Genomic DNA, 25,539 nt, shown 5'->3' on the forward strand with positions numbered 1-25,539 from the left:
CCATGACTTCTCTGCTGACGGTCACGGCGGCGGTGCCCGCGCTCGGCGCGGTCGCCACGGCCGCGGTCCCCGCCGCGCGCCGCACCGCGGCCAAGTGGCTCGCGCTGGCCTTCTCGCTCGCCACGCTCGGCCTCGCCGGCGTGCAGCTGGCGCAGTTCGACCCGCACGCCGCCGGGCCCTTCCAGCTCACCGAATCGCACGCCTGGATCAAGGACTTCGGGGTGCGGTACGAGCTGGGCGTCGACGGCATCGCCGTGGTGCTGATCGCGCTCACGGCGCTGCTGGTGCCCTTCGTCATTCTGGCCGGCTGGCACGACGCCGACCCGCTGGAGACGCACTCCAGGCGCTGGCGGCCCACGCAGGGCTTCTTCGCGCTCATCCTGATGGTCGAGGCGATGGTGGTGATCGCCTTCGAGGCCACCGACGTCTTCCTCTTCTACATCTTCTTCGAAGCCATGCTCATCCCGATGTACTTCCTCATCGGCGGCTTCGGGGACCGGGCGGGGGAGCGGACCGAGGAGGAGGCGGCGGCCCAACGCTCGTACGCGGCCGTCAAGTTCCTGCTGTACAACCTGGCCGGCGGTCTGATCATGCTGGCCGCGGTCGTCGGGCTGTACGCGGTCACCGCCCGCCAGCTGGGCACCGGCACCTTCTCCCTCCCCGAGATCCTCCAGGCGCGCGCCGCGGGCAAGCTGCACTTCGCGACCGTCACCGAACGCGCCCTGTTCCTCGGCTTCTTCTTCGCCTTCGCGGTGAAGGCGCCGCTGTGGCCGGTGCACACCTGGCTGCCCAACGCCATGACGGAGTCCACGGCCCCCGTCGCCGTGCTCATCACCGCGGTGGTCGACAAGGTCGGCACGTTCGCGATGCTGCGCTTCTGCCTCCAGCTCTTCCCCGAGGCCTCGAAGTGGGCGACCCCGGCGATCCTGGTGCTGTCGCTGATCAGCATCCTCTACGGGGCGCTGCTGGCCGTCGGCCAGCGGGACATCAAGCGGCTGATCGCCTACGCGTCGATCTCGCACTTCGGCTTCATCATCCTGGGCATCTTCGCGATGACCACCCAGGGCCAGGGCGGTGCCACGCTCTACATGGTCAACCACGGGATCTCCACGGCGGCGCTGATGCTCATCGCCGGATTCCTGATCTCGCGCCGCGGCTCGCGGCTCATCGCGGACTACGGCGGTGTGCAGAAGGTGGCGCCGGTCCTCGCCGGCACCTTCCTGGTGGCCGGTCTGGCCACGCTGTCCCTGCCGGGCCTGGCACCCTTCGTCTCCGAATTCCTGGTGCTCGTCGGCACGTTCAGCCGCTATCCGGCGATCGGCGCGGTGGCGACCGTCGGCATCGTGCTGGCCGCGCTCTACGTCCTCGTGCTCTACCAGCGCACCATGACCGGCCCGGTGCGCGAGCCGGTGCGCGCGATGCCGGACCTCAGGGTGCGCGAACTGGCCGTCGTGGCACCGCTGATCGCGCTGCTGCTGTTCCTCGGCGTCTATCCCAAGCCGCTGACCCGGGTGATCGAGCCGGCCGTCGCGCACACGATGGCGCAGGTGGACCGGACCGACCCCAAGCCCCCCGTGCACGCGAACGATGTGGAGGCCGCGAAGTGAGTCACCCGGCATCCGTGCAAGCCGTCCACGCCGCCCAGGCTGTCCACAGCCTGTGGACAAGTGCGGCGGCCGAGGCGCCACGGAAGATCCCCGGCCCGCACATCGAGTACGCCCAGCTGTCCCCGACGCTGATCGTCCTCGGCGCCGCGGTCCTGGGCGTCCTCGTCGAGGCGTTCCTGCCCCGCCGCGCCCGCTACGTCTCCCAAGTCGTGCTGGCCGTCGTCGGGTTGGCGGCGTCCTTCGCCGCCGTCGTCGCGCTGGCGGCCGCCGGTTACGGCACCGACAAGGCGCACGTCGCGGCCATGGGGGCGCTGGCCGTCGACGGGCCGGCGCTCTTCCTGGAGGGCGTGATCATTCTCGTCTCCCTGGTCGCGGTGTTCACCTTCGCCGAGCGCCGGCTCGACCCGGCCGCGCACGGCCGCCCGGTGGACTCCTTCGCCGCCCAGGGCGCCGCCGTGCCCGGCGGCGACGCCGAGCGCAGGGCGGTGAAGGCGGGCCTGACCACCACCGAGGTCTTCCCGGTGCTGCTCTTCGCGGTGGGGGGCATGCTCGTCTTCCCCGCGGCCAACGACCTGTTGACGCTCTTCATCGCCCTGGAGGTCTTCTCCCTCCCGCTGTACGTGCTGTGCGGGCTGGCCCGCCGCCAGCGGCTGCTCTCGCAGGAGTCGGCCGTCAAGTACTTCCTCCTCGGCGCCTTCTCCTCGGCCTTCCTGCTCTTCGGGATCGCGCTGCTCTACGGCTACGCGGGCACGGTCACCTACGCGGGCATCGCCGAGGTCGTCGGCGGCACGACGCCGACGGTCGACCCGGCGCTCGCCTCGACCATGGGCAACGACGCACTGCTGCTGACCGGCGGCGCGATGGTGCTGATGGGCCTGCTGTTCAAGGTCGGCGCGGTGCCGTTCCACATGTGGACCCCGGACGTCTACCAGGGCGCGCCCACGCCGGTGACGGGCTTCATGGCGGCGGCGACGAAGGTCGCGGCCTTCGGGGCCCTGCTGCGGCTGCTGTACGTGGTGCTGCCGGGCATGCGCTGGGACTGGCGGCCGGTGATGTGGGGCGTCGCGATCGTCACGATGCTGATCGGTGCGATTGTGGCCGTCACGCAGACGGACGTGAAGCGGCTGCTGGCCTACTCGTCCATCGCGCACGCGGGCTTCATCCTGGCCGGTGTCATCGCGGTGACGCCCGACGGCGTCTCCTCGGTGCTGTTCTACCTCGCCGCGTACTCCTTCGTGACGCTGGGTGCGTTCGCGGTGGTGACGCTGGTGCGGGACGCGGGCGGCGAGGCCACGCACCTGTCCAAGTGGGCGGGTCTCGGGCGGCGTTCGCCGCTGGTGGCGGCGGTGTTCGCGGTGTTCCTGCTGGCGTTCGCGGGCATTCCGCTGACGAGCGGATTCGCGGGGAAGTTCGCGGTCTTCAAGGCCGCGGCGCAGGGCGGCGCGGTGCCGCTGGTCATCGTGGGTGTGCTGGCGTCCGCGATCGCCGCGTTCTTCTACATCCGGGTGATCGTGCTGATGTTCTTCAGCGAACCGAAGGCGGAGGGCCCGACGGTGGCGGTACCGAGCCCGCTGACGTCGGCGGCGATCGCGATCGGAGTGGCGGTCACGCTGGTGCTGGGTGTGGCGCCGCAGTACTTCCTGGAACTGGCGGGCCAGGCGGGGACGTTCGTGCGCTGAACGGATTTCCCCGCGCCCCGAAAGGGGCGCGGGGAACTGCGCGATCGGCCCAAGCCGGTCTGCAGCCGGAGAACTACCCGCTCAGTGCCCGATCTTGCTCAGATCGGGCATCTGCGGCATCTGCCCGCCGGAAGCGCCGCCAGGCATACCGGCCTTCGCGAACGTGTCCTTGGCGCCGGAGGCCCAGGAGACGACGAGCGTCTTGCCGTCGGCCTTCTCGACGGTGCCGTGCGTCCGCTTGTCGTCGTGGTCGGCACAGGTCAGGTCGATGGTGGGCGGCTTCGCCTGGTTGATGCCGCCGCTGCACCTGTGGGTGCCGTTGACGACGGCGGCCTTGGCGCCGTCGATGTAGAGGCCGACGGCGCCGTCGGCCGACTTGACGTCGGCCCAGCCGCCGTTGAGCGCGGCGGCGTCGGCCTTGTTGTGGGAACCGGGGTCCGGGGCGGGGGCGTTGCTCGGTGCAGAGGGCTGCGTGCCGGCGACGGCCTTGTCGCCGCCGCCGTCACTGCTCTTGCTGCAACCCGTCATCAGCACAGCGGCGATGCACGCCGCCCCCGTGATCTGTACTGCCTTGCGCACTGCGTGCCCTTCTGTCGTCCTCCGTGGAACTGGACACGACAAGTTAGCAGCGCTCCTCCGGATCGCACCCCGCGCCCGTCGCTACGCCGTGCGCGCCGGGAGGATGCGCCCCCTGACCTCGCCCAGCCCGATGCGCGCGCCGTCGGCGCCCGGCGCCCACGCCGTCAGCACGACCTCGTCGCCGTCCGCGAGGTACGGCCCCTTGCCCTGCGTGAGTTCGAGCAGGCAGCCCAGCTGGTCCGGCTCGGGGCCGCTCACCGTGCCGGACGCGTAGAGGTCGCCGGTGCGCAACGAGGCGCCGTTGACGGTCATATGGGCCAGCTGCTGCGCCGCGGTCCAGTACATGGAGGCGAACGGCGGCTGCGAGACGACCTCGCCGTTGATGCGCACCTCGATCCGCAGGTCGATGCCGCCCGGTTCGGCCGCGCTGTCGTCCAGGTACGGCATCAGCGGGTACGTACGCTCCGGCGGGGCCGTGCGCGCCGCGTCGAAGGCCTCCAGCGGGGTGATCCACGCCGAGACGGACGTCGCGAAGGACTTGCCGAGGAACGGGCCGAGCGGCACGTACTCCCACGCCTGGACGTCGCGCGCCGACCAGTCGTTGACGAGGCAGACGCCGAAGACGTGCTCGCGGAACTCCCCGATGGTCACGGGAGTGGCGGCCGGCGCCGGGGTGCCGACGACGAAGCCGACCTCCGCCTCGATGTCGAGGCGCAACGACGGCCCGAAGGAGGGCAGTTCGGCGTCGGGGGCCTTGCGCTGGCCCTGCGGGCGCACGACGTCGGTGCCCGAGACCACGACCGTTCCCGCGCGCCCGTGGTAACCGATGGGCAGGTGCTTCCAGTTGGGCGTGAGCGGGTCCATGCCGGGGCGGAAGATGCGGCCCACGTTGGTGGCGTGGTGCTCGCTGGCGTAGAAGTCGACGTAGTCGGCGACCTCGAACGGAAGGTGGAGCGCCACCCGGTCCAGCGGGAGGAAGTACGGCTCCTGCAGCCAGCCGCGGATCTCCCGTCGTACGGCCTCCCACACCGGACGTCCGGCGGCCATCAGCGCGTTGAGCGTGGGCTGTGCCAGTAGCTCCGCGTGCACGGAGCCGTGGGCGGCCGCCGCGGCCGCCGCGTCGAGGACGTGGTCGCCGTAACGCACGCCGACGCGGGGGCGGTCCGGCGCGTCGGGCGTGCTGAAGATGCCGTACGGAAGGGTGGCCGCGCCGAAGGTGTCGCCTTCGGGCAGCTCGCTCGGGCTCTGCACGTGCATGGTGATGCTGCCTCGCCTTCTCCTGGACGTCCGGACGCTCCGGTTCGGCCCCTGGGGCCGGTCCACACATTACGTGGTGGTTCCTCCAGGGCAAGAGGTGTTCGAGGGGCGCCCGATCACCGACTAAAGCGGGAGCAATGTCCGGTAACTCCTTGCTGGAAGCGGCGATTCCGAAGTAGCGTCCTAAGTCGGGTCACACTCATTGGGGGGCCGCTGAGGCTGGGTGGCCGAGGGGGGTGCTGGTGGCGATCAGGCGCGCGCCCGTAGCGGCGGACCGGTCCGTACCAGGTTTGATCGTGAAGATCGGCGACTATCCCCTGCACCACGGCGGGGTGGGCGCGATCCGCAGCCTCGGCCGGCTCGGGGTGCCGATGTACGCGGTCACCGAGGACCGCTGGACGCCCGCAGCGGTCTCCCGCTATCTCACCGCGGGCTTCGTCTGGCCCACCACGGGCACCGAGCCCGCGGAGGAGCTGGTCGACGGCCTGCTGGGGATCGGGCGGCGGATCGGCCGGCCCGCGGTGCTGGTGCCCACGGACGAGGAGGCGGCCGTCCTCATCGCCGAGCACGCCGCGGAGCTCGGGGAGGCCTTCCTCTTCCCTCCGGCCCAGCAGGGGCTGCCCCGCAGACTCGCGAGCAAGCAGGGGCTGCACGAGCTGTGCACGGAGCACGGGGTGCCCACCCCGGCCACGCTGTTCCCGGCCTCGTTCGAGGAGGTCGAGAAGTACGCGTCCGTCGCCCGCTTCCCCGTGGTCGCCAAGAACCGCGAGGCCTTCGAGCGGCGCCGCAGGCCCGCCGTGCACGGCACGACCCGCATCGGCGGCCCCCGCGAACTGCTGGACCTGGCCCGGGAGTGGGGACCCGCGCCCGGCGTGATCCTGCAGGAGTACCTGCCGCGCGAGGAGGCGGAGGACTGGATCGTCCACGCCTACTTCGACGCCGAGTCCGCGCCGCTGGCGCTGTTCACCGGGGTGAAGGTGCGCTCCTGGCCGCCGCACGCGGGCATGACGGCCAACGCCTACATCGTCGACAACCCCGAACTGGCCGCCATGGCCGAGCAGTTCATCAAGCGCATCGGCTTCTGCGGGATCATCGACCTGGACTGGCGCTTCGACCGCCGCGACGGGCAGTACAAGCTGCTCGACTTCAACCCGCGGATGGGCGCCCAGTTCCGCATGTTCGAGAACGAGGCCGGCATCGACGTCGTCCGCGCCCAGCACCTCGACCTCACCGGCCGCAAGGTGCCCGAGGGCGAGCAGCTCGCGGGCCGCCGCTTCGTCGTCGAGAACATCGACCTGCCCGCCCTGGCCGCGTACCGCCGCAGCGGCTACACCACCCCGCACGCCCCCGCCCGCGCCAGCGGCACCGAACTGGCGTGGGTCGCCCGCGACGACATCAAGCCCTTCTTCACCATGCTCGCCCGGTTCGTACGGCCGGGAGTCCGGCACCTGCGGCAGCTGTGGCGCTCCCGGCGCCGCGCCGCCGCCGCGGCGGCCGGTGAGCAGTCCGCCCGATAAGCCCTGGCCTTGACAGGCCCTGGAGCGAGGAACGCCCTGGAGGGGAAGCACGTGACACTTCCGGTAGCAGTCATCGGGGCCGGTCCGTACGGCCTCTCGACCGCGGCCCACCTCACAGCACGCAACGTCCCCACCCGGGTCTTCGGCGTCCCGATGGTGAGCTGGCGCGAGCACATGCCCGCCGGGATGCTGCTGAAATCCACCCCGGTCGCCTCGAGCATCGACGCCCCGCAGCCGGGGCACACGCTGTCCGACTTCTGCCTGGACACGGGGGAGGGCCGCTACGAGTCCGACTGGGACGTCATCCCCGTCGAGACCTTCGCCCGGTACGGGCTGTGGTTCCAGGAGCGGCTGGTGCCCGGCCTGGAGCAGGTGCGCGTGGTCTCCGTGGAGCGGCGCGACCACGGTGCCGGCTTCGAGCTGAAGCTGGACTCGGGCGAGCAGTTCGCCGCCCGCGCGGTCGTCGTGGCCACCGGGCTCAGCGGGCTGGCGCACCTGCCGTCCGAACTGGCCGCGGCGGCGCCGGACGGCCCCGCGCCGGGCGCCGCCTTCTCGCACAGCTCCCAGCACCGCGACCTGTCCGGCTTCGCGGGGCGCGAGGTCGTGGTCGTCGGCGCAGGGCAGTCCGCGCTGGAGACCGCGGTGCTGCTGGCCGACGCGGGGGCCGCCGCCGTGCGCGTGGTCGCCCGCAGGCGCGGCGCGGTGCGTTTCGGGGCGCCGCCGGACGGGCAGTCGCCGCTGAAGCCGGACACGCCCTTCGGGCGCGCCTGGTCGCTGTACGCGTTCTCGTACCACGCCGACCGCTTCCGTCATCTGCCGTCGCCGACCCGGAGTTTCCTGGTGCGCCGGGTGCTCGGGCCGCTGGGGGCCTGGTGGCTGCGCGACCGGTTCGTCGGCCGGGTGCAGGTCAGCGAGGGGCGGCGGATCACCGGTGCGCGGACGGAGGACGGGCGTGCGGTGCTCACGCTCACGGGTGACGGGGGCGTCGCGAGCGAGATGCGCGCCGACCACGTCATCGCCGCCACCGGCTACCGCGTCGACCTCGGCTCGCTCGACTTCCTCGGGGCCGGGCTGCGCGCCCGGCTGGCGGTGTCGGCGGGCGGGCCGCGGCTGGGGGCCGGCTACCGGTCCTCGGTGCCGGGCCTCTTCTTCACCGGGCTGCCCGCGGCGGCCAGCTACGGGCCGGTGATGCGGTTCGTGTGCGGGACGGAGTACGCGTCGCCGCGGCTGGCGCGGGCGGTGGCGGTGCTGTAACGGGACCGCGGTTCAGGAACGCCGGACGGGCACTTTCAGGCCCGTCCGGCGTTTGCGTGGCCGGGTTCCGGAGCCGCCGGCCGGCGGCGAACGAAAGGATCGCGCCACCGGGCGGCCGGGCCGGAAAGGACGGGCGCCGAGGGTGATCGACAGCCGACCGGATACGCTGACTTTCGGTGGAGACAGCGACACATCGACAAACCCCGTGTTCGCAGGCAGACAGGAGTACCCCTCGTGACCGTCGTCGGGCCTTTCGGGCTGAGCGTGCGGGACCAGGCTCTTGAAGCCGATGTCCAGGCCGGGTTGGCCGCTGTCGAGGAGGGCCTCCTGGAGGCCACCAAGAGCGACGTGCCCTTCATCACCGAGGCCGCCCAGCACCTGGTCCGGGCCGGCGGCAAGCGGTTCCGCCCGCTGCTGGTGACGCTCGCCGCGCAGTTCGGCGACCCGTACGCCCCCGGCGTGGCGCCCTCGGCCGTCGTCGTCGAGCTCACGCACCTGGCCACGCTCTACCACGACGACGTCATGGACGAGGCAGCGGTGCGCCGCGGCGTGCCCAGCGCCAATTCCCGCTGGGACAACTCCGTGGCCGTCCTCACCGGCGACTTCCTCTTCTCCCGTGCCTCGCGGATACTCGCCGACCTGGGCCCGGAGGCCGTCCGTATCCAGGCCGAGGCCTTCGAGCGCCTGGTGACCGGCCAGATCCTGGAGACGGCGGGCCCGCGCGACGGGCGCGACCCCGTCGAGCACTACCTGGACGTCATCGCCGGCAAGACCGGCTCGCTGATCGCCGTCTCCGGCCGCTACGGCGCCATGATGTCCGGCGCGGACGAGGGCGTCGTCGAGATCCTCACCCACTACGGGGAGCGGCTCGGCACCGCCTTCCAGCTCGCCGACGACGTCCTGGACATCGCCAGCGACTCCCACGAGTCCGGCAAGACGCCCGGCACGGACCTGCGCGAGGGCATCCCCACCCTGCCCGTGCTGCACCTGCGGGCCCACGCCGCGGCCACCGGCGCGCCCGAGGACCTGGAGCTGTGCGCGCTGCTCGACGGCGACCTGTCCGACGACGCGGTCCACGCCGAGGTACTGCGCAGGCTGCGCGCCCACCCGGCGCTGGAGCAGGCGCGGCGCGACACCGTGCGCTACGCGCAGGAGGCCCGCGCGATCCTGTCGCCGCTGCCCGCCTGCCCGGCGAAGGCCGCGCTGGAGGAGCTGTGCGACGCGGTGGTGCACCGCGCGGGCTGACGGGCTGACGGTGCGTCGGTGACGGGTGTTCCGCCGCACGGCGGGCCCGTTCCCGTCCTGTGTCATACCCGAGGCGTACGCCGAGTTGATCCCGTCGGCTGATGACCGTCCACGGCCGCTTTGGTGGAATGGAAGACGTCCTCACCACCGAGCGGTCGGGCCACTGTCGAGCCTTGGGTGGGGGCGCGTGGCGTGCGCAGCGCTTCGCCACGGCGTGCAAGACCGCCGCAGACGACGGAGGTAGAGCACATGGCACGGATCCAGCCGACACCTGAGGCCGAGGCCACCGCCGGCGGCACGGGCCGCCGCAAGGCCGTCCGCTACGCGGTGCCGGTCGTGGTGGCGGGCGTGGCCGCGTCGGCCATCGGCATCGGCTCCGCCCTCGCGAGCTCCGGCGATCCCGACCTGCCGAAGATCAGCGCGCAGGACCTCATAGCCAAGATGGCCGCGTCCGACACCCAGCAGATGTCGGGCACGGTGAAGATCAGCACGGACCTGGGCCTGCCCGCCCTGCCCTCGGGCCTCTCGCTGGGCGGCGACGGGAAGAGCGGCGGGAAGAGCGGCGCCAAGGGTGACGCCTCCCCGCAGGCCAAGCTCACCGAACTCGCCTCCGGCACGCACACGCTGCGCGTGGCCGCCGACGGTCCGGACAAGCAGCGGCTGTCGATCGTCGAGCAGTCCGCCGAGTACAGCGTCGTCCGCAACGGCGACCAGGTCTGGGCGTACGACAGCGCGAGCAACACCGCGTACCGCTCGAAGGCGCCGCAGGAGCAGCACGACGGCAAGGCTCCCCGTGGGGGCATGCCGGGCGACGTGAAGGACGCCTCGCCGCAGGAGATGGCCAAGAAGGCCCTCGCCGCGGTGGACGACACCACGGCGGTCACGGTCGACGGCACGGCGAAGGTGGCCGGGCGGGACGCCTACCAGCTGCTGATCAAGCCCAAGCAGTCCGACACGACGGTGGATTCCATCCGCATCGCGGTCGACGCGAAGAACGGCGTGCCGCTGAAGTTCACGCTCTCCCCGAAGGGCGGCGGCAAGGCCGTGGTCGACGCCTCGTTCACCAAGGTGGACTTCGGCAAGCCGGCGGCGGACACCTTCACGTTCACCCCGCCGAAGGGCGCCAAGGTGACCGAGGGCGGCAAGGAGAGCGGCAAGGAGGAGAAGGGCGGCAAGCTCCCCGAGGGCCTGAACGGTCTGAACGGCATGACCGGCGGTGCGGGTCACCAGGGCGGCTCGAAGGTCATCGGCAAGGGCTGGGCGTCCATCGCCGAGTTCAAGGGCGACAAGGCCGCGGTCCCGGGCAAGGGCAAGAGCCAGGGCGCGGACAAGGGCGCGGACAAGAACGGCGACGCGTCCAAGCTGCTCGACAGCTTCGGCTCCAAGGTGACGGGCGACTTCGGCTCGGGCCGCGTCTTCAGCACCCGGGTCGTCAACGCCCTGATGACGGACGACGGCAGGGTCTACGTCGGCGCGGTCTCCAAGGACGCGCTGATCAAGGCGGCGGACGCGGCCAAGTAGGCCGGATGCCCGTCCCGATCGTCACCCCGGCCGCTGTCCGGCCGGGGTGACATGCGCGTCGGTGAAAGGAGCGGCCATGGAGCCGGAACCGGTGATCGAGACACATGCGCTCACCAAGCGCTACGGACGCGGCCGGCCGGCCGTCGACGGCCTCGGCCTCGTCGTGCCGCGCGGCAGCGTCTTCGGCTTCCTCGGCCCCAACGGCTCCGGGAAGACGACCACGATCCGCATGCTCATGGGCCTGATCGAGCCGACGTCGGGTGTCGCACGGGTCCTCGGCGAGCCGATGCCGCGGGCGGGGCAGCGGGTGCTGCCCCGGGTGGGGGCCCTGATCGAGGGACCCGCGCTCTACGGCTTCCTCAGCGGCCGCGACAACCTCGTCCGGCTCGACTCCGCCGACCCCGCCGCGGATCCCCGCACCCGGGCCGCCCGGGTCGGCGAGGCGCTGGAGCGGGTGGGGCTCGCGAGTGCCGCGGCCAAGAGGGCCCGGGCGTACTCGCTCGGCATGAAGCAGCGACTCGGCCTGGCGGCCGCCCTGTTGCAGCCGCGCGAGCTGCTGGTGCTCGACGAGCCGACCAACGGCCTCGACCCGCAGGGCATGCGCGAGATCCGTGCCCTGGTGCGCGGCCTGGCCGCCGGGGGCACCACGGTCTTCCTCTCCTCCCACCTCCTGGACGAGATCGAGCAGGTCTGCACGCACGTCGCGGTGATGTCCCAGGGCCGGCTGCTCACCCAGGGCACGGTGGCCGGACTGGCCTCCTCCGTGCGCGGCCGGCTGTCCGTCACCACACCCGACACGGCCGAGGCCGTGCGCGTCCTGAAGGAGCACGGTGTGACCGACCTCGTGGTCGCCGACGACCGCGTGACGGGCGAACCGCCCGCCGCCGACCTGGCGGACCTCAACGCCGCACTGGTCCGGGCGGGCGTCCGGGTACGGGCCTTCGGCGCCCAACGGGGCTCGCTGGAGGACGCGTTCGTGGCACTCACCGGGGAGGGATTCGATGTCGCAGGCTGAGATGTCGCAGGCCGAGACGGCGCCTTTGCGGGCCCGGCGCCCGAACCCGCTGTGGCGCGCCTCCCTCTTCCGCAACGAGACCGTCACCGTGTTCCGGCGCTGGCGCACCCTCGCGCTGCTGGGGGTGCTGGCGGCGGTGCCGGTGCTGGTGGGCATCGCGGTGAAGCTGGAGACCCGGCGGGGCGGCGACGGCGGGGCCGCGGGCCCGGCCTTCATCAACCAGGTCACCAACAACGGCCTGTTCCTGGTCTTCACGTCGCTGGCGGTGACGCTGCCGTTCTTCCTCCCCATGGCGGTGGGCGTCGTGGCGGGCGACTCCGTCGCCGGGGAGGCGTCCGCCGGCACGCTGCGCTACCTGCTCGTGGCGCCCGCGGGCCGGACCAGGCTGCTGCTCGCCAAGTACGCGTCCACGCTGGTCTTCTGCCTGGCGGCGACGCTGGTCGTGGCGGTGTCGGCCCTCACGGTCGGGGCTCTGCTCTTCCCGCTGGGCGACGTGACGCTGATCAGCGGGACGACGGTGTCCTTCGGGAACGGCCTGCTGCGGGCCCTGGCGATTGCGGGCCTCGTGGCGGCGTCGCTGACCGGCCTGGCGGCGCTGGGCCTGTTCGTCTCGACGCTCACCGACAGCGGCATCGCGGCGATGGCGACGACGGTGGGCCTGCTGATCACGGTGCAGATCCTGGACCAGTTCCCGCAGCTGCACGCCGTCCAGCCGTACCTCTTCTCGCACTACTGGCAGAGCTTCGCGGACCTGCTGCGGGACCCGGTCTGGGGCGAACAGCTGGTACGGAACCTGGGGCTGCAGGCGCTGTACGTGGCGGTGTTCGGCTCGGCGGCGTGGGCGAGGTTCACGACGCGGGACGTGACGGCGTGAGGGAGCCGGGGCCGCGGGGCCCCGGCAACCCCCTTACGAGCCGCTCAGCTTCCACACCGCACTGGCGATGGCGGCAGTGTTCGTACCGAGCGCACCGTCGTTCAGATTCGCCGACGTGTCACACGCCTGGTGATAGCAGGCGTCGAACGCCTGCCCCGCCGTCCCGCCCCAATGGGCCGCCTGCTCATCGGTCTTGATGTAGTCGGCACCGCTGAACAGCCCGCCCACGGGAATCCCGGCGTCCTGGAAGGGGGCGTGGTCCGACCGGCCGTCTCCCTCGTGGTCGACCTCGGTCGCGATGTTCTTCGCCGCGAACCAGTTCTCGAAGAGCCCCTGCAGACGGGAGTCGTACCCGTAGACGAAGTACCCGGGGTTCGGCGAGCCGATCATGTCGAAGTTCAGATACTCGTCGATCTTCGAACGGTCGGCGCCGGACAGCTTGTTGACGTAGTCCGTCGAGCCGACCATCCCGAGCTCCTCCGCGCCCCACCACCCGAACCGCAGGTGCTTGTCCGGCTTGTAGCCGGAGCGGGCCACGGCGAGGGCGACCTCCAGGACGCCGGCGGAGCCGGACCCGTTGTCGTTGATGCCGGGGCCGCGGGCGACGGAGTCGAGATGCGAGCCGGCGAAGACGACGTGGTTCGCGTCCCCGCCCGGCCAGTCGGCGACGAGGTTGTAGCCGGTGGAGCCGTTGGACGTGAACTGCTGGACGGTCGTGGTGTATCCGGCCGCGTCCAGCTTGCTCTTGATGTAGTCGAGCGAGGCCTTGTAGCCGCTGCGCCCGTGGGCGCGGTTGCCGCCGTTGGCGTCGGCTATGGACTGGAGCCGGTCGAGATGGGCCTTGATGCCGGCGACGGGTATCCCGGGCGCATCGGTGGCCGTTGCGGGGTGCGCCGCGGACGCCGGTACGGAGGAGGCGCCGATGAGGGCAGCGGCGAGCAACGCCGCAGCAAGGTGGTTTCTGGGACGCATGTGGGGGGCTCCCAACTCAGTGCTTGACGTGAGCATGATGCTGGGTGGCCCCCCGGACGTGCGTCAAGAGCGGATTTCGGACACCGGATTCCGCTTATCGGAGGGGGTGTTGGTGTCGTCGTCGGGCACCGTTGCCTTGCCCTGCGCACTCCGCAGGGCGATGCGCCCCGCCCGCGCCGTCCGCACCGCGTCCCCGACGAGCAGCGCCAGCGCCAGCCAGACCAGGGCGAAGCCCGCCCAGCGCTCGGCCGGCATCGTCTCGTGGAAGACGGCCAGCCCCAGGGCGAACTGGAAGACCGGCGCGAGGTACTGCACCATTCCGATCACGGTGAGCGGCAGCCGCACGGCGGCCACGCCGAAGCAGATGAGCGGCAGCGCGGTGAGGGCGCCCGAGCACATCAGCAGCAGGGCGTGCCCGGTGCCGTGGTGGGTGAAGGTGCTGTGGCCCTGCGCCCCGAGGAAGATCAGGAAGCCGAGCGCGGGCAGGAACTGCACCGCCGTCTCGGCGGCGAGCGACTCCAGCCCGCCGAGCCCGACCCGCTTCTTCACCAGGCTGTACGAGCTGAACGTGGCGGCGAGCGCGAGGGAGATCCACGGCGGCTTCCCGTAGGCCACGGTCATCACGACCACCGCCGCCGCGCCCACCCCGACGGCCACCCACTGCATGGTCCGCAGCCGCTCGCGCAGGATGAGAACACCGAAGGCGATGCTCACGAGGGGGTTGATGAAGTACCCCATGGACGTCTCGACGACGTGCCCGGAGTTCACGCCCCAGATGTAGACCGCCCAGTTCACGGAGATGAAGACGGCCCCGAGCGCGATCATCCCGATCCGCCCGGGCTGCCGCAGCAGCGGCCGTATCCACCCCCAGTGCCGCGTCACGGCCAGCACGGCGACGACGGCCACGAGCGACCACACCATGCGCTGCGCGAGGATCTCGGCCGCACCGGCGGGTTTGAGCAGCGGCCAGTACAGCGGGAAGAGACCCCAGATCGAGTACGCGGCGATGCTGCAGATCATCCCCGTACGGGTTTCGCTGCGTGCGGACGGCAGGTTCGACGTCAAGGTCCCTCCCTGGGCGGCGGTGGATGGATGCGACCCAGCGAAGTTAGCGCCGGAGGCGGGTGTATGTCATTCGCGTCTCGCGTGACGGTCATGACACCCGCCTCCGGCGGAGGGGCGCCTAGCCCACGTCCCACTTCAGCGGTTCCTTGTACCAGCCGCGCGAGTACGTCACGGTGGTGAGCTTCTGCGCCTCCGGCACGAGGTAGGGGGTGCAGAGGGTGTGCTCGTCGCCCTTCTGCCAGGTGGCGTCGACGTCCTCGCTCTTGCAGTCCGCGGGCCTGCTGCCCAGGTCGCCGAACATGATCAGGAGCTTGGTCCCGGGCTGACCGCCGGAGAGCGTCCCGACGTTCGTCATGATCATGGGGCCCTGGACCGGCGCGTCACCGCCGACGAGCTTGGCGTCGACGTACACCCAGGCGATGGTCTGGCCGGCGTACTTGTCCTTGTCCTTCAGCTCGTCGAGATCCGACGGCTTGCCCATGACGACCTTCTGCGGCGTGATGGTGAACTTCCCCGTCCTGCCGCCGCGTTCGACGTCCTGCGTCTGGGCGCTCGGCTGCCCGAGCTTCAGCGGCTTCTGCGGCTTGTCGTCGTCCGAGGCGCTGGAGTGACCGCTCACGGGACGGCTGCTGCTCCCGCTGCTCGCGTCGTCCGAGGAACCGCCCGAGTGGGTCACGATCTGGAAGACCAGGAACGCGAACCAGGCGAGGGGGATCAACGCGGCCAGCACGACGGGCCGCCGGCGCAGCGGCACCCCCGGGTCGAGCTGCGGGCCGGGCTGCCCCGGTATCGGCGGCGGGAGCTTGTTCAGCTTGGCCCTGACCGTGAGATTCCAGATCAACGTGAAAGGCGTGATGGCGACCAGGGATATGGGGCTCCACCAGCCCTGCCAGAGCGTCTTCCCGGTCATGTCGCGCCACACGGCCGTACCGCAATTCCGGCAGAAAGGGCCGCGCAGGCTCAGGAAGCGCATCAGGATGAGAATGCCCTGGTGTCCGCGGACGGTGACGTCGGCGGCGGGCATGGCACCGCAGAGCCGGCAGACGGGATATGGATCGGGGGCCTGGGACTGACCCCATCCCTGCCCCCAGTCTGCGGGTTGCTGCGGCTGCGGCTGTGATTGCGGCTGTGGTTGCGGCGGGGTGGCCACTGATATCCCCCGGATTTCTAGAGCTGAGCAGAGTAACCCGGAATTTTTACCAGGACGGGCCCCGGGATGCGCAGCGCACAATAAGGCGGTACGGCGCTGCCGACCCCATGCAGCGCCTGAATCGGGGGAGTTGACATGCAGAACACGAACGGCGAGCCCGCCCTCGTCGTAGCAGCGGTGATCGTGGGCCTGGTGGTCCGTCGGCAACTGCGCACCCGCCCGGTGCGCCGCATCGGCTCACTGATCACCCCGGCGGTCTTCGCCGCCCTGGGTATCGCGGGCCTGGCCTTCGGCATCGCCTCGGTCGTCAAGGACCACCCGCTGACCACGCTGCCCATCGCCCTCCTGGCCGCCGGCTTCGCCGTAGCGGCGGTCTTCGGCGCGGTCAGGGCGCGAACGGTACGCGTCTGGCGCGACCCCCAGGGCGCGGTGCTGCGCAAGGGCACGGCGGCCACCACCACCTTCTGGCTGGCCTCGGTGGCCGCCCACTTCGGCCTGGGCCTCTGGATCGACCACGCGACGGGGACGGGCCTGCTCGGCACGGCCTCGGTGTACGCATACCTGGCGATCGGCCTGGGGACGCAGAACCTGCTGATACGGGGGCGGGCGGCCGCGCTGGCGGGCGGCACCGCCGAACAGGCCGAACCGGCAAGCCGGTCGGGGTGGTGAGGGGCACTGTCGGGGGGCCCGGAATCAGCGCTTCCGACAGCACGAACCCTCACGCCACGCCTCGTGAAATGAGGGTTTGCGCTGCCGGAGGCCTTGGCTCCGCACGGGCGAAGCCCCCGCCCCCCTCACACCTCCGGCTCCGCCTCCCCCCTCCGCAGCCGTTGCATCGCCCGCGTCACGTCGAACGGCAGGATCGTCACCGCCACGTTCGGCAGCTGTTCCAGTACGCGGGCGATCTCGTTGCCCGTGTCGCGGTGCAACAGCCGTCCCAGGGGCGTCGAATGGGTGCGTCGTGGGATCAGGAGGGTGAGGGCCGTCGTGCCGTCCTCCGTCGTGCGGGCCGCCAGTTCTGCCACTGCGCGGCGGAGGCGGCGGTCCGGGCAGTTGACGAGTTCCAGGGGGACCGTGGTGCCGGGGGTCTCGTCCCAGCGGGACACCAGGCGGCGGGCCCGCATTTCGTCGATCATGAAGTGGACGGCGCGGACCTCGTCCGGGCGGAGTTCGTGGGCGTAGCGCAGGGCCTTGACCGTCGCCAGGTCGAGGCCGTCCACGAGGACGTACACCACGTGCCGCCGCCACCGCGGGCGGTCCGTCGTGAACGTGGGGACGTTCTCCAGGGCCTCCGCCTCGTCGCGGTACTGGCGGTTGATGCGGATCAACGCCCAGACGCCGACCGGGAAGACGACGACCACCAGCCACGCGCCTTCCGTGAACTTCGTGATCGCGAAGATCACGACCACCATCGCGGAGGTCACGGCCGCCGCCAGGTTCACGCCGATCTTCAGCCGGCGGTGCGGCTCCTCGCGGCGCCAGTGGTGGGCCGTCATGCCGGCGGCCGCCATCGTGAAGCCGGTGAAGACGCCGATGGCGTAGAGCGCCACGAGTCTGTCGACGCTGCTGCCCGTGACGAAGAGCAGCGCGAGGGAGACGACGGTGAGGCAGATGATGCCGTTGGAGAAGGCGAGGCGGTGGCCGCGCCGGGTCAGCTGGCGGGGCAGGAAGCGGTCCTCGGCGACGAAGCTGGCGAGGAACGGGAAGCCCGTGAACGGGGTGTTGGCGCCCGTGTAGAGGATCAGGGCCGTCGCCAGCTGGACGTACACCAGGCCCACCGTGCCCAGCCAGCCGCTGCCGAAGATGAGGTGGGCCTCCTGGGCGATGACGGTCGGGTTGCCGTCGACGTAGGGGATCGCGTGCGTGAAGTGGGCGAGCGTGGAGACGCCGAGCACCATGATGCCGAGGATGATGCTCATCGCGGTCAGCGTGCGGCGGGCGTTGATGCCCTGCGGGCTGCGGAAGGCGGAGACGCCGTTGGAGATCGCCTCCAGGCCGGTGAGCGAGGAGCCGCCGTTGGCGAACGAGCGCAGCACCATGAAGAGCGAAGTGCCGTACAGCAAGCCGCTGCCGGAGGTGCCGAGCGGGATGGCGCCGTGCGCGTGCACGTCCGCGTGCGGCAGCCCGGTGGTGAGGGCGCGGACCAGGCCGACGGTCAGTATCAGCGCGACGGCCACCATGAAGAGGTAGGCCGGGGCGGCGAAGGCCCGGCCCGCCTCGCGGATGCCGCGCAGGTTGCCGTACATCAGCACCACCACCACGCCCGCGGTGATGGGCAGTTTGAGGTGGTCCATGCCCGTGTAGTTGTTGCCGACGAGGTGGGCGAGGGAGATCAGCGCATCGGTCCCGGCAGCGGTCTGGACGGCGACGGTGACGATGTAGTCGACGAGCAGGGCGACGGCCGCGATCTGGGCGATGCGCGGCCCGAAGTTCTCGCGGGCGACGACGTACGAGCCGCCGGCGCGGGTGTAGACGGAGACGACGTCCCGGTAGGAGAGCGTCAGGAGCAGCAGGACGAGCAGGATCGCGCCCGTCACCGGCATCAGCAGCGTGAAGGCCGCCACGCCGACGACCGGGACGAGGATGCGCAGCATCTCCTCGGTGCCGTACGCGGTGGAGGAGATGCAGTCGGAGGCGAGGACGCCGAGGGCGAGGGGGTTGGAGAGCTTTTCCGCGGCGAGCTGCTCGGTGACGAGCGGGGGGCCGAGGAGACGGCGTTTGACGCGGTAGGCGAACCGGTCGCGGATGACGACGGGCGCACCGTCCCCGTCGAGGGGCGCTTTTGAGTCGGCCATGGCCATATGAGAACGGTTCCCAGGCCGAATCACTGTCAGACGCCCCGGCCGGGCACCCGAATCGGGTGCCCGGCCGGGGCGCGGCAGAGGTACGGACTAACCGACGACGGTCCATGTGTCGTTGCCGGCGAGCAGCGCGGCGAGGTCGCCCTTGCCCTGCTGTTCGACGGCGGCCTCCAGCTGGTCGGCCATGAGGGTGTCGTAGACGGGCCGGTCGACGCTGCGGAAGACGCCGATGGGCGTGTGGTGCAGCGTGGTGGGGTCCGCGAGGCGGGAGAGCGCGAACGCGGTGGTGGGGGACGCCGCGTGGGCGTCGTGCACCAGGATCTGCGCCTCGTTCTCCGCGGTCACGTCGACGACCTTCAGGTCGCCGGTGGACGGGTCGCGGACGACGCCCTTGGCGTTGTCGGTGCCGAAGCGGATCGGCCGACCGTGTTCGAGGCGGATGACCGCCTCCTGCGCCTGCTGCTTGTCCTTCAGCGCCTCGAAGGCGCCGTCGTTGAAGATGTTGCAGTTCTGGTAGATCTCCACCAGTGCGGTGCCCGGGTGGGCGGCGGCCTGGCGCAGTACCTCGGTGAGGTGCTTGCGGTCGGAGTCGACGGTACGGGCGACGAAGGAGGCTTCCGCGCCGATGGCCAGCGAGACCGGGTTGAAGGGGGCGTCCAGTGAGCCCATCGGCGTGGACTTGGTGATCTTGCCGACTTCGGAGGTGGGGCTGTACTGGCCCTTCGTCAGGCCGTAGATCCGGTTGTTGAAGAGGAGGATCTTGAGGTTGACGTTGCGCCGGAGGGCGTGGATGAGGTGGTTGCCGCCGATGGACAGTGCGTCGCCGTCACCTGTGACCACCCAGACGCTGAGGTCCTGCCGGGAGGAGGCCAGGCCCGTGGCGATGGCCGGGGCGCGGCCGTGGATGGAGTGCATCCCGTAGGTGTTCATGTAGTACGGGAAGCGGGAGGAGCAGCCGATGCCCGAGACGAAGACGATGTTCTCCTTCGCCAGGCCGAGTTGGGGCATGAAGCCCTGCACGGCGGCGAGGATGGCGTAGTCGCCGCAGCCGGGGCACCAGCGCACTTCCTGGTCGGACTTGAAGTCCTTCATGGACTGCACGGCTTCGGCCTTGGGCACCAGCTTGAGCGCCTCGATGGAGGACACGCCCTCCGAGAGCGTCTCAGTCATTGATGGCCTCCTTGAGCACATCGGCGAGCTGCTCGGCCTTGAACGGCATTCCGCTCACCTGGGTGTAGGAGCGGATGTCCTTCAGGTACTTCGCTCGCAGCAGGGTGGCGAGCTGGCCGAGGTTCATCTCCGGTACGACCACCTTCTCGTAACGCCCCAGTACGTCCCCGAGGTTCCCCGGGAAGGGGTTGAGGTGGCGCAGGTGGGCCTGGGCGACGGCGCCGCCCGCCGCGCGCACGCGGCGCACGGCCGCGGTGATCGGCCCGTAGGTCGAGCCCCAGCCCAGGACCAGCAGTTCGGCGTCGCCGGTGGGGTCGTCCACGGCCAGGTCGGGGACGGCGATGCCGTCGGTCTTGGCCTGCCGGGTGCGGACCATGAAGTCGTGGTTGGCCGGGTCGTACGAGATGTTGCCCGTGCCGTCCTGCTTCTCGATGCCGCCGATGCGGTGCTCCAGGCCCGGGGTGCCGGGCAGGGCCCAGGGGCGGGCCAGGGTCTGCGGGTCGCGCTTGTACGGCCAGAAGACCTCGGTGCCGTCGGCGAGCTCGTGGTTGGGGGAGGTGGCGAACTGCACGCGCAGGTCGGGCAGTTCGTCCGTCTCGGGGATCCGCCACGGCTCGGAGCCGTTGGCCAGGTAGCCGTCGGAGAGCAGGAAGACCGGGGTGCGGTAGGCGAGTGCGATGCGGGCCGCGTCGATCGCGGCGTCGAAGCAGTCGGCCGGGGTGCGCGGCGCCACGACGGGCACCGGTGCCTCGCCGTTGCGCCCGTACATCGCCTGCAGCAGGTCGGCCTGCTCGGTCTTGGTCGGCAGGCCGGTGGAGGGGCCGCCGCGCTGGATGTCGACGATCAGCAGGGGCAGTTCGAGCGAGACGGCGAGGCCGATGGTCTCGGATTTCAGGGCGACGCCCGGGCCGGAGGTGGTGGTCACCGCCAGCGAGCCGCCGAAGGCCGCGCCCAGGGCGGCGCCGATGCCGGCGATCTCGTCCTCGGCCTGGAAGGTGCGCACGCCGAAGTTCTTGTGCCGCGACAGCTCGTGGAGGATGTCGGAGGCCGGGGTGATCGGGTACGAGCCGAGGTAGAGCGGCAGGTCCGCCTGGCGGCTCGCGGCGATCAGGCCGTATGCCAGCGCGAGGTTGCCGGAGATGTTGCGGTAGGTGCCGGCGGGGAACGCGGAGGTTGCGGGGGCGACCTCGTAGGAGACCGCGAAGTCCTCCGTGGTCTCACCGAAGTTCCAGCCGGCCCGGAAGGCCGTCACGTTCGCCTCGGCGATCTCCGGCTTCTTCGCGAACTTCTTCCGCAGGAACGCCTCGGTGCTCTCGGTCGGCCGGTGGTACATCCACGACAGCAGGCCGAGCGCGAACATGTTCTTGCTGCGCTCCGCCTCCTTGCGGGAGAGGCCGAACTCCTTGAGCGCCTCGATCGTGAGTGTCGTCAGCGGCACGGGGTGGACCTGGTAGCCGTCCAGGGTGCCGTCCTCCAGCGGGCTGGAGTCGTAACCCACCTTCGCCATCGCGCGTTTGGCGAACTCGTCGGTGTTGACGATGATCTCGCCGCCGCGCGGCACGTCGCCCAGGTTGGCCTTCAGCGCGGCCGGGTTCATCGCCACCAGCACGTTGGGCGCATCGCCCGGGGTGAGGATGTCGTGGTCGGCGAAGTGCAGCTGGAACGAGGACACTCCCGGCAGGGTGCCTGCGGGGGCGCGGATCTCGGCGGGGAAGTTCGGCAGCGTCGACAGGTCGTTGCCGAAGGAAGCCGTCTCCGATGTGAAACGGTCTCCCGTGAGCTGCATGCCGTCACCCGAGTCGCCCGCGAACCGGATGATCACCCGGTCCAGCCGGCGGACCTCCTTGACGAGCGGGGCCGCCCCGGGCGGGGAGTCCCCACGGGGCTCGGCGGAATCGGCCTGTCCGGCCGGGCTGCTGACCTGGCTGGTCACTGCTTCGGACCTCCCTCATGGCGGCGCCGCGCCGGTTGGTGGTGCCGAGCGGCGTTCCCATGGCCATCGTACGTGGGCAGGCCTTGGCCGACGGGGGAGGAGCACGTGACCAACCGCAGCGATGGGCATGCTTTTGTTGGTATTTGTCCCGCTTTGCTCGCCCCGAGTGTGCTCTGGCCCGCGGGGTGCGGTGCTGGTCCTTTGGTCCCGGTTCCCTGGTCGTAAGCCCCGAACCCGCTCTTCCGGTTGGTTCCGGGAGGGGCGTCCGACCAGGGGTTGCGGCTGCAATGTGACATTCCGTCAACCGGGTGCGGGCGGTCGCCCGCCCCGTTCAGGACCTGAGGTAGGTCAGCACCGCGAGCACGCGCCGGTGATCCCCGTCACTCGGCGACAGGCCCAGCTTCAGGAAGATGTTGCTGACGTGCTTCTCCACGGCCCCGTCGCTCACCACCAACTGCCGTGCGACGGCCGAGTTCGTGCGTCCTTCGGCCATCAGCCCCAGCACCTCGCGCTCCCGCGGGGTGAGCCCCGCCAGCACGTCCTGCTTGCGGCTGCGACCCAGCAACTGGGCGACGACCTCGGGGTCCAGCGCCGTACCGCCCCGGGCCACGCGCACCACGGCGTCCACGAACTCGCGGACCTCGGCGACCCGGTCCTTCAGCAGGTAGCCCACGCCCCGCGTGCTGCCGGCCAGCAGCTCGGTCGCGTACTGCTCCTCCACGTACTGCGAGAGCACGAGCACGCCCAGGTCCGGGTGCTCGCGGCGCAGCTGGACGGCCGCGCGCACGCCTTCATCCGTATGCGTCGGCGGCATGCGGACGTCGGCGACCACCACATCGGGCAGGGCGTTCTCGTCCGCGAACTCCTTGATGGCCTTCAGCAGCGCCTCGGCGTCGCCCACGCCCGCGACGACCTCGTGCCCCCGATCGGTCAGCAGCCGGGTCAGGCCCTCCCGAAGCAGCACCGAATCCTCGGCGATGACCACCCGCACCCTGTCCTCCACGCTGATGCTGTTCACCCTCCCAGCATCGCAGCAACGCGCCCCGTGAGGGTCCGCGCCCCGTGAGGGGCGCGGGGCTCTGCTGGACATGCGGCTCCGCCGCGTGGGCGCGACAAGCCACAACGGACCTGCGGTGGTCAGCGATCCCGCCAAGGCAGCTCGGCGGTGATGATGGTCGGCCCGCCGACCGGGGAATCGACGACGAGCACCCCGTCGACGGAGCCGAGCCGCTCGGCCAGCCCGGAAAGCCCGCTCCCGGTGGCGGTGCTCGCACCGCCCTGCCCGTCATCGAGCACCTGCAGCATCAGACGGTCGCCGGACCGCCACACCTCCACGCGCCCCGCCCGCGCCCGGCTGTGCTTGCTGACGTTCTGCAGGAGTTCGGAGACGGTGAAGTAGGCCATGCCCTCGATGGCGGGCGCGGGACGGGTGTCCAGGTCGGCAGAGACGCCCACGGGGACGGTGCAGCGCGCGGCCAGCGCCGACAGGGCGGGGCCCAGGCCGCGGTCGGTGAGGATGGCGGGGTGGATGCCGCGGGCGAGGTCGCGCAGCTCCTGCAGGGCGAGTTTCACCTCGCCGTGCGCCTCGTCGACCATCTTGGCGGCGGCCTCGGGGTCGGCCGCGAGCTTCTCCTTGGCGAGGCCGAGGTCCATGGCGAGGGCGACGAGGCGGGCCTGGGCGCCGTCGTGCAGGTCGCGTTCGATGCGGCGCAGGTCGGCGGCCGCGGTGTCGACGGCCACGCCGCGGTCCTGCTCCAGCTCGGCCACCCGGGTCGCCAGCCGGGACGGGCCCAGCAGCCCCGTCACCAGCAGCCGGTCCACGTGGGCGAGGCCGCGGATCACCCACGGGGTGCCCAGCACCAGCAGCAGGCCGAGGCCGCAGGTCACCGCGATCGCGAAGGGGGTGCCGAGGTAGACGGAGCGCCCGTCGGAGTCACCGTAGAGCTGGACGCCCGGCCGGCCGACGTAGGTGGGGAAGACCCACTGCCAGGCCGGGTACAGGAGCATCGCCCAGCTGTACGTCCACAGCGTCAGCGAGACGCAGAACGCGAACACCGACCAGGGGAAGTGCAGCACCGCGTAGAGCATGTGCCGCCACGACGTACCGCTCTTGAACAGGGCCCCGACCCAGGACATCAGGCCGCTGCGGCCGTTGCGGACGCGCGGGTTCACCGGCTCGGGCTCCTCGATGTCCAGGCGCAGCAGCGCCCGGGCCCGCGCGCGCTCCAGCACGCCGAACCCACGTGCGCCCGCGAGCGCCAGCGCGAGTACCGGCACGCCGAGGAAGGTGATCAGCAGGCCCGTGCCGAGGGCGGTCATCGTGATGGCGTAGCAGAAGTAGACGACGGCCAGGGGGAAGCCGAGCAGGAGGTGGAGGAACTCCCGCCAGGTGCGGCCCTCCAGCGGTGCGCGCAGGGCGGCGGGAATCCGGGGGCCGGTGATGGTTGCGTGGTGGATCGCCATACCGTCCAGCCTCCCGGGAGAAGGGAACCGGAACCATCCGGCGGATCGGTGTCCGGGGGGTGGGGATGTCCCTACCTACGAATGGGGGTGCGCCCCGTAAGGGGCGCGACGAACTGCGCGATCAGCCACGGCCGACCCGCACTGACTAGCGATCCCGCCAGGGCAACTCCGCCGAGACGACGGTCGGCCCGCCGACAGGCGAGTCCACGACGAACACCCCGTCGACGGACCCGAGCCGCTCGGAAAGCCCGGCCAAGCCGGACCCGGTGGCGGTGCCCGCACCGCCCTGCCCGTCGTCCCGCACCTGCAGCATCAGACGGTTGCCGGACCGCCACACCTCCACGCGCGCCGTGTGCGCCCGGCTGTGCTTGCTGATGTTCTGCAGCAGTTCGGAGACGGTGAAGTAGGCGATCCCCTCGATCGCGGGCGCGGGACGCGTGTCCAGGTCCACCGAGACGGTCACCGGCACCGTGCAGCGGCCCGCCACCGAGGACAGGGCCGCGTCCAGGCCGCGGTCGGTGAGCACGGCCGGGTGGATGCCGCGGGCGAGGTCGCGCAGCTCCTGCAGGGCGAGCTTCACCTCGCCGTGCGCCTCGTCGACCATCTTGGCCGCCACTTCCGGGTCCTCCAGCAGCTTCTCCTTGGCCAGACCCAGCCCCATGGCGAGGGCGACGAGGCGGGCCTGGGCGCCGTCGTGCAGGTCGCGTTCGATGCGGCGCAGGTCGGCGGCCGCGGTGTCGACGACGACGCCGCGGTCCTGCTCCAGCTCCGCGATGCGCCGCTCCAGCTCGCTGGACGGGCACAGCAGGCCGCGCACCATGGCCCGGTCCACGTTGGTCAGCCACCGGGCCAGGTACCCCAGCGCCGGCCAGGCGACGAAGAACGAGACCGCGACGAGGCAGAACGTGAGGACGCCCCAGGGCAGCCGGATGAACCCGTACAGCGTGCCGCGCCAGGCCACCGGGTCCTTCAGGGTCGTCCACAGCCAGCCGAAGAACCCGTGGTTCGAGCGGCCGCGCGAGCGGGCCAGCGGGCTCGGCTCGTCGATGTGCACGCCCAGCAGGCGGCGGGCCCGGTGCCGCTCCACCCGGCCCAGCTGCCGCGCGCCCATCAGGCCCGCGGCCAGCAGCGGCAGACCCACGACGGTGACCGCCAGACCGATGCCCGCGTAGAGCCACAGCGAGACGTAGAGGAAGGCGACGACGGCCTCCGGAAGGTTGACCAGGAGGTGCGCGATCTCCTTCCACGTCCGCGCGTCGAAGGCGAGGCGGGGTGCGGGCAGGCGGTCGTCGTCGGTGCTCATGCCCCTAGCCTGCACGTCCTGCACGGCCTGTCGCCATGGGGGCCCCGGGTGGTGAGGGGTGGGGACAACCCCACCAGGGCCTAGACTCCCAGGCGTACAGATCGTCGAACAAACAGGACAGGGAGCGAGGGGCG

General features: G+C 71.4%; 20 protein-coding genes. 9 read left to right on the forward strand and 11 right to left on the reverse strand.

Annotated features, from left to right (window positions below; translation table 11 throughout):
• Nucleotides 1-2: 2 nt before the first annotated feature.
• On the forward strand, nt 3-1,607 hold the full coding sequence (locus ACLHRZ_RS22430) for an NADH-quinone oxidoreductase subunit M (RefSeq protein ID WP_490420287.1): 1,605 nt from the start codon (nt 3-5) through the stop codon (nt 1,605-1,607).
• Entirely contained in the window at nt 1,604-3,286 is a 1,683-nt protein-coding gene (gene nuoN / locus ACLHRZ_RS22435) for an NADH-quinone oxidoreductase subunit NuoN (protein ID WP_490420288.1), read from the forward strand. Before ACLHRZ_RS22430 ends, nuoN begins: the two co-directional genes overlap by 4 nt.
• 81 nt (nt 3,287-3,367) lie before the next feature.
• Here the strand turns inward: nuoN and ACLHRZ_RS22440 are convergent, their stop codons facing one another.
• Together ACLHRZ_RS22440 and fahA are read right to left on the reverse strand one after the other, a co-directional pair.
• Nucleotides 3,368-3,865: a hypothetical protein gene (locus ACLHRZ_RS22440; protein ID WP_490420289.1), complete on the reverse strand. Its 498-nt coding sequence runs from the start codon at nt 3,863-3,865 to the stop codon at nt 3,368-3,370.
• A gap of 81 nt (nt 3,866-3,946) precedes the next feature.
• Nucleotides 3,947-5,122, reverse strand: a complete 1,176-nt coding sequence (gene fahA, locus ACLHRZ_RS22445; RefSeq protein ID WP_490420290.1) for a fumarylacetoacetase — start codon at nt 5,120-5,122, stop codon at nt 3,947-3,949.
• A 296-nt stretch (nt 5,123-5,418) separates the two neighbouring features.
• Here fahA and ACLHRZ_RS22450 point away from each other — a divergent pair, with 296 nt between their 5' ends.
• The 6 genes from ACLHRZ_RS22450 to ACLHRZ_RS22475 all read left to right on the forward strand — a co-directional run bounded on the left by ACLHRZ_RS22450 (nt 5,419) and on the right by ACLHRZ_RS22475 (nt 12,548).
• Nucleotides 5,419-6,639, forward strand: a complete 1,221-nt coding sequence (locus ACLHRZ_RS22450) for a carboxylate--amine ligase (protein WP_490420291.1) — start codon at nt 5,419-5,421, stop codon at nt 6,637-6,639.
• Between the two features lie 51 nt (nt 6,640-6,690).
• Nucleotides 6,691-7,893: an FAD-dependent oxidoreductase gene (locus ACLHRZ_RS22455; protein ID WP_490420292.1), complete on the forward strand. Its 1,203-nt coding sequence runs from the start codon at nt 6,691-6,693 to the stop codon at nt 7,891-7,893.
• A gap of 234 nt (nt 7,894-8,127) precedes the next feature.
• Nucleotides 8,128-9,138 carry a polyprenyl synthetase family protein gene (locus ACLHRZ_RS22460; protein WP_490420293.1) on the forward strand — a complete coding sequence of 337 codons (1,011 nt, stop codon included), beginning with the start codon at nt 8,128-8,130 and terminating at the stop codon, nt 9,136-9,138.
• Nucleotides 9,139-9,387: 249 nt separating this feature from the next.
• The gene (locus ACLHRZ_RS22465; RefSeq protein WP_490420294.1) at nt 9,388-10,659 is read left to right on the forward strand and encodes a LolA family protein; all 1,272 of its coding nucleotides are present in this window, start codon (nt 9,388-9,390) and stop codon (nt 10,657-10,659) included.
• 76 nt (nt 10,660-10,735) lie between these two features.
• Entirely contained in the window at nt 10,736-11,674 is a 939-nt protein-coding gene (locus ACLHRZ_RS22470) for an ABC transporter ATP-binding protein (RefSeq protein WP_490420295.1), read from the forward strand.
• Nucleotides 11,661-12,548 carry an ABC transporter permease gene (locus ACLHRZ_RS22475; protein ID WP_490420296.1) on the forward strand — a complete coding sequence of 296 codons (888 nt, stop codon included), beginning with the start codon at nt 11,661-11,663 and terminating at the stop codon, nt 12,546-12,548. The genes ACLHRZ_RS22470 and ACLHRZ_RS22475 overlap by 14 nt, the downstream gene beginning before the upstream one ends.
• Nucleotides 12,549-12,581: 33 nt before the next feature.
• On the opposite strand, the gene ACLHRZ_RS22480 is transcribed toward ACLHRZ_RS22475, so the two are convergent.
• From ACLHRZ_RS22480 to ACLHRZ_RS22490, 3 genes are all read right to left on the reverse strand, one after another.
• Nucleotides 12,582-13,520: a M28 family metallopeptidase gene (locus tag ACLHRZ_RS22480; protein ID WP_490420297.1), complete on the reverse strand. Its 939-nt coding sequence runs from the start codon at nt 13,518-13,520 to the stop codon at nt 12,582-12,584.
• Nucleotides 13,521-13,583: 63 nt separating this feature from the next.
• Nucleotides 13,584-14,540 carry an EamA family transporter RarD gene (rarD, locus tag ACLHRZ_RS22485; RefSeq protein ID WP_490420412.1) on the reverse strand — a complete coding sequence of 319 codons (957 nt, stop codon included), beginning with the start codon at nt 14,538-14,540 and terminating at the stop codon, nt 13,584-13,586.
• A gap of 163 nt (nt 14,541-14,703) precedes the next feature.
• The gene (locus ACLHRZ_RS22490) at nt 14,704-15,609 is read right to left on the reverse strand and encodes a hypothetical protein (RefSeq protein ID WP_490420298.1); all 906 of its coding nucleotides are present in this window, start codon (nt 15,607-15,609) and stop codon (nt 14,704-14,706) included.
• A 261-nt stretch (nt 15,610-15,870) separates the two neighbouring features.
• Between ACLHRZ_RS22490 and ACLHRZ_RS22495 the strand changes: the two genes are divergently transcribed.
• The gene (locus ACLHRZ_RS22495) at nt 15,871-16,404 is read left to right on the forward strand and encodes a hypothetical protein (RefSeq protein WP_490420299.1); all 534 of its coding nucleotides are present in this window, start codon (nt 15,871-15,873) and stop codon (nt 16,402-16,404) included.
• Nucleotides 16,405-16,529: 125 nt separating this feature from the next.
• On the opposite strand, the gene ACLHRZ_RS22500 is transcribed toward ACLHRZ_RS22495, so the two are convergent.
• The 6 genes from ACLHRZ_RS22500 to ACLHRZ_RS22525 form a co-directional block, all read right to left on the reverse strand.
• On the reverse strand, nt 16,530-18,530 hold the full coding sequence (locus ACLHRZ_RS22500; protein ID WP_490420300.1) for an APC family permease: 2,001 nt from the start codon (nt 18,528-18,530) through the stop codon (nt 16,530-16,532).
• Nucleotides 18,531-18,626: 96 nt separating this feature from the next.
• A complete protein-coding gene (locus tag ACLHRZ_RS22505) occupies nt 18,627-19,706 on the reverse strand; it encodes a 2-oxoacid:ferredoxin oxidoreductase subunit beta (RefSeq protein ID WP_490420301.1) in 1,080 nt (359 codons plus the stop codon).
• The gene (locus tag ACLHRZ_RS22510; RefSeq protein WP_490420302.1) at nt 19,699-21,639 is read right to left on the reverse strand and encodes a 2-oxoacid:acceptor oxidoreductase subunit alpha; all 1,941 of its coding nucleotides are present in this window, start codon (nt 21,637-21,639) and stop codon (nt 19,699-19,701) included. Before ACLHRZ_RS22510 ends, ACLHRZ_RS22505 begins: the two co-directional genes overlap by 8 nt.
• 331 nt (nt 21,640-21,970) lie before the next feature.
• Nucleotides 21,971-22,642 (reverse strand): response regulator, encoded by a 672-nt coding sequence (locus tag ACLHRZ_RS22515; RefSeq protein WP_490420413.1) that lies wholly within the window; start codon nt 22,640-22,642, stop codon nt 21,971-21,973.
• 134 nt (nt 22,643-22,776) lie between these two features.
• Complete coding sequence (locus tag ACLHRZ_RS22520; RefSeq protein WP_490420303.1) at nt 22,777-24,102, reverse strand: sensor histidine kinase; 1,326 nt, start codon at nt 24,100-24,102, stop codon at nt 22,777-22,779.
• A gap of 145 nt (nt 24,103-24,247) precedes the next feature.
• The gene (locus ACLHRZ_RS22525) at nt 24,248-25,405 is read right to left on the reverse strand and encodes a sensor histidine kinase (protein ID WP_490420304.1); all 1,158 of its coding nucleotides are present in this window, start codon (nt 25,403-25,405) and stop codon (nt 24,248-24,250) included.
• Between the last annotated feature and the right edge of the window lie 134 nt (nt 25,406-25,539).

Source organism: Streptomyces sp. AM25, assembly GCF_058146165.1.

Excerpts from the sequence above, each read along its gene's own strand:
- ACLHRZ_RS22505 (WP_490420301.1), bottom strand. The coding sequence starts at position 19,706 with ATGACTGAGACGCTCTCGGAGGGCGTGTCCTCCATCGAGGCGCTCAAG.
- fahA (WP_490420290.1), bottom strand. The coding sequence starts at position 5,122 with ATGCACGTGCAGAGCCCGAGCGAGCTGCCCGAAGGCGACACCTTCGGC.
- rarD (WP_490420412.1), bottom strand. The coding sequence starts at position 14,540 with ATGATCTGCAGCATCGCCGCGTACTCGATCTGGGGTCTCTTCCCGCTG.
- ACLHRZ_RS22465 (WP_490420294.1), top strand. The coding sequence starts at position 9,388 with ATGGCACGGATCCAGCCGACACCTGAGGCCGAGGCCACCGCCGGCGGC.
- ACLHRZ_RS22470 (WP_490420295.1), top strand. The coding sequence starts at position 10,736 with ATGGAGCCGGAACCGGTGATCGAGACACATGCGCTCACCAAGCGCTAC.
- ACLHRZ_RS22480 (WP_490420297.1), bottom strand. The coding sequence starts at position 13,520 with ATGCGTCCCAGAAACCACCTTGCTGCGGCGTTGCTCGCCGCTGCCCTC.
- ACLHRZ_RS22430 (WP_490420287.1), top strand. The coding sequence starts at position 3 with ATGACTTCTCTGCTGACGGTCACGGCGGCGGTGCCCGCGCTCGGCGCG.
- ACLHRZ_RS22500 (WP_490420300.1), bottom strand. The coding sequence starts at position 18,530 with ATGGCCGACTCAAAAGCGCCCCTCGACGGGGACGGTGCGCCCGTCGTC.
- ACLHRZ_RS22490 (WP_490420298.1), bottom strand. The coding sequence starts at position 15,609 with ATGCCCGCCGCCGACGTCACCGTCCGCGGACACCAGGGCATTCTCATC.
- ACLHRZ_RS22520 (WP_490420303.1), bottom strand. The coding sequence starts at position 24,102 with ATGGCGATCCACCACGCAACCATCACCGGCCCCCGGATTCCCGCCGCC.
- ACLHRZ_RS22495 (WP_490420299.1), top strand. The coding sequence starts at position 15,871 with ATGCAGAACACGAACGGCGAGCCCGCCCTCGTCGTAGCAGCGGTGATC.
- ACLHRZ_RS22475 (WP_490420296.1), top strand. The coding sequence starts at position 11,661 with ATGTCGCAGGCTGAGATGTCGCAGGCCGAGACGGCGCCTTTGCGGGCC.
- ACLHRZ_RS22525 (WP_490420304.1), bottom strand. The coding sequence starts at position 25,405 with ATGAGCACCGACGACGACCGCCTGCCCGCACCCCGCCTCGCCTTCGAC.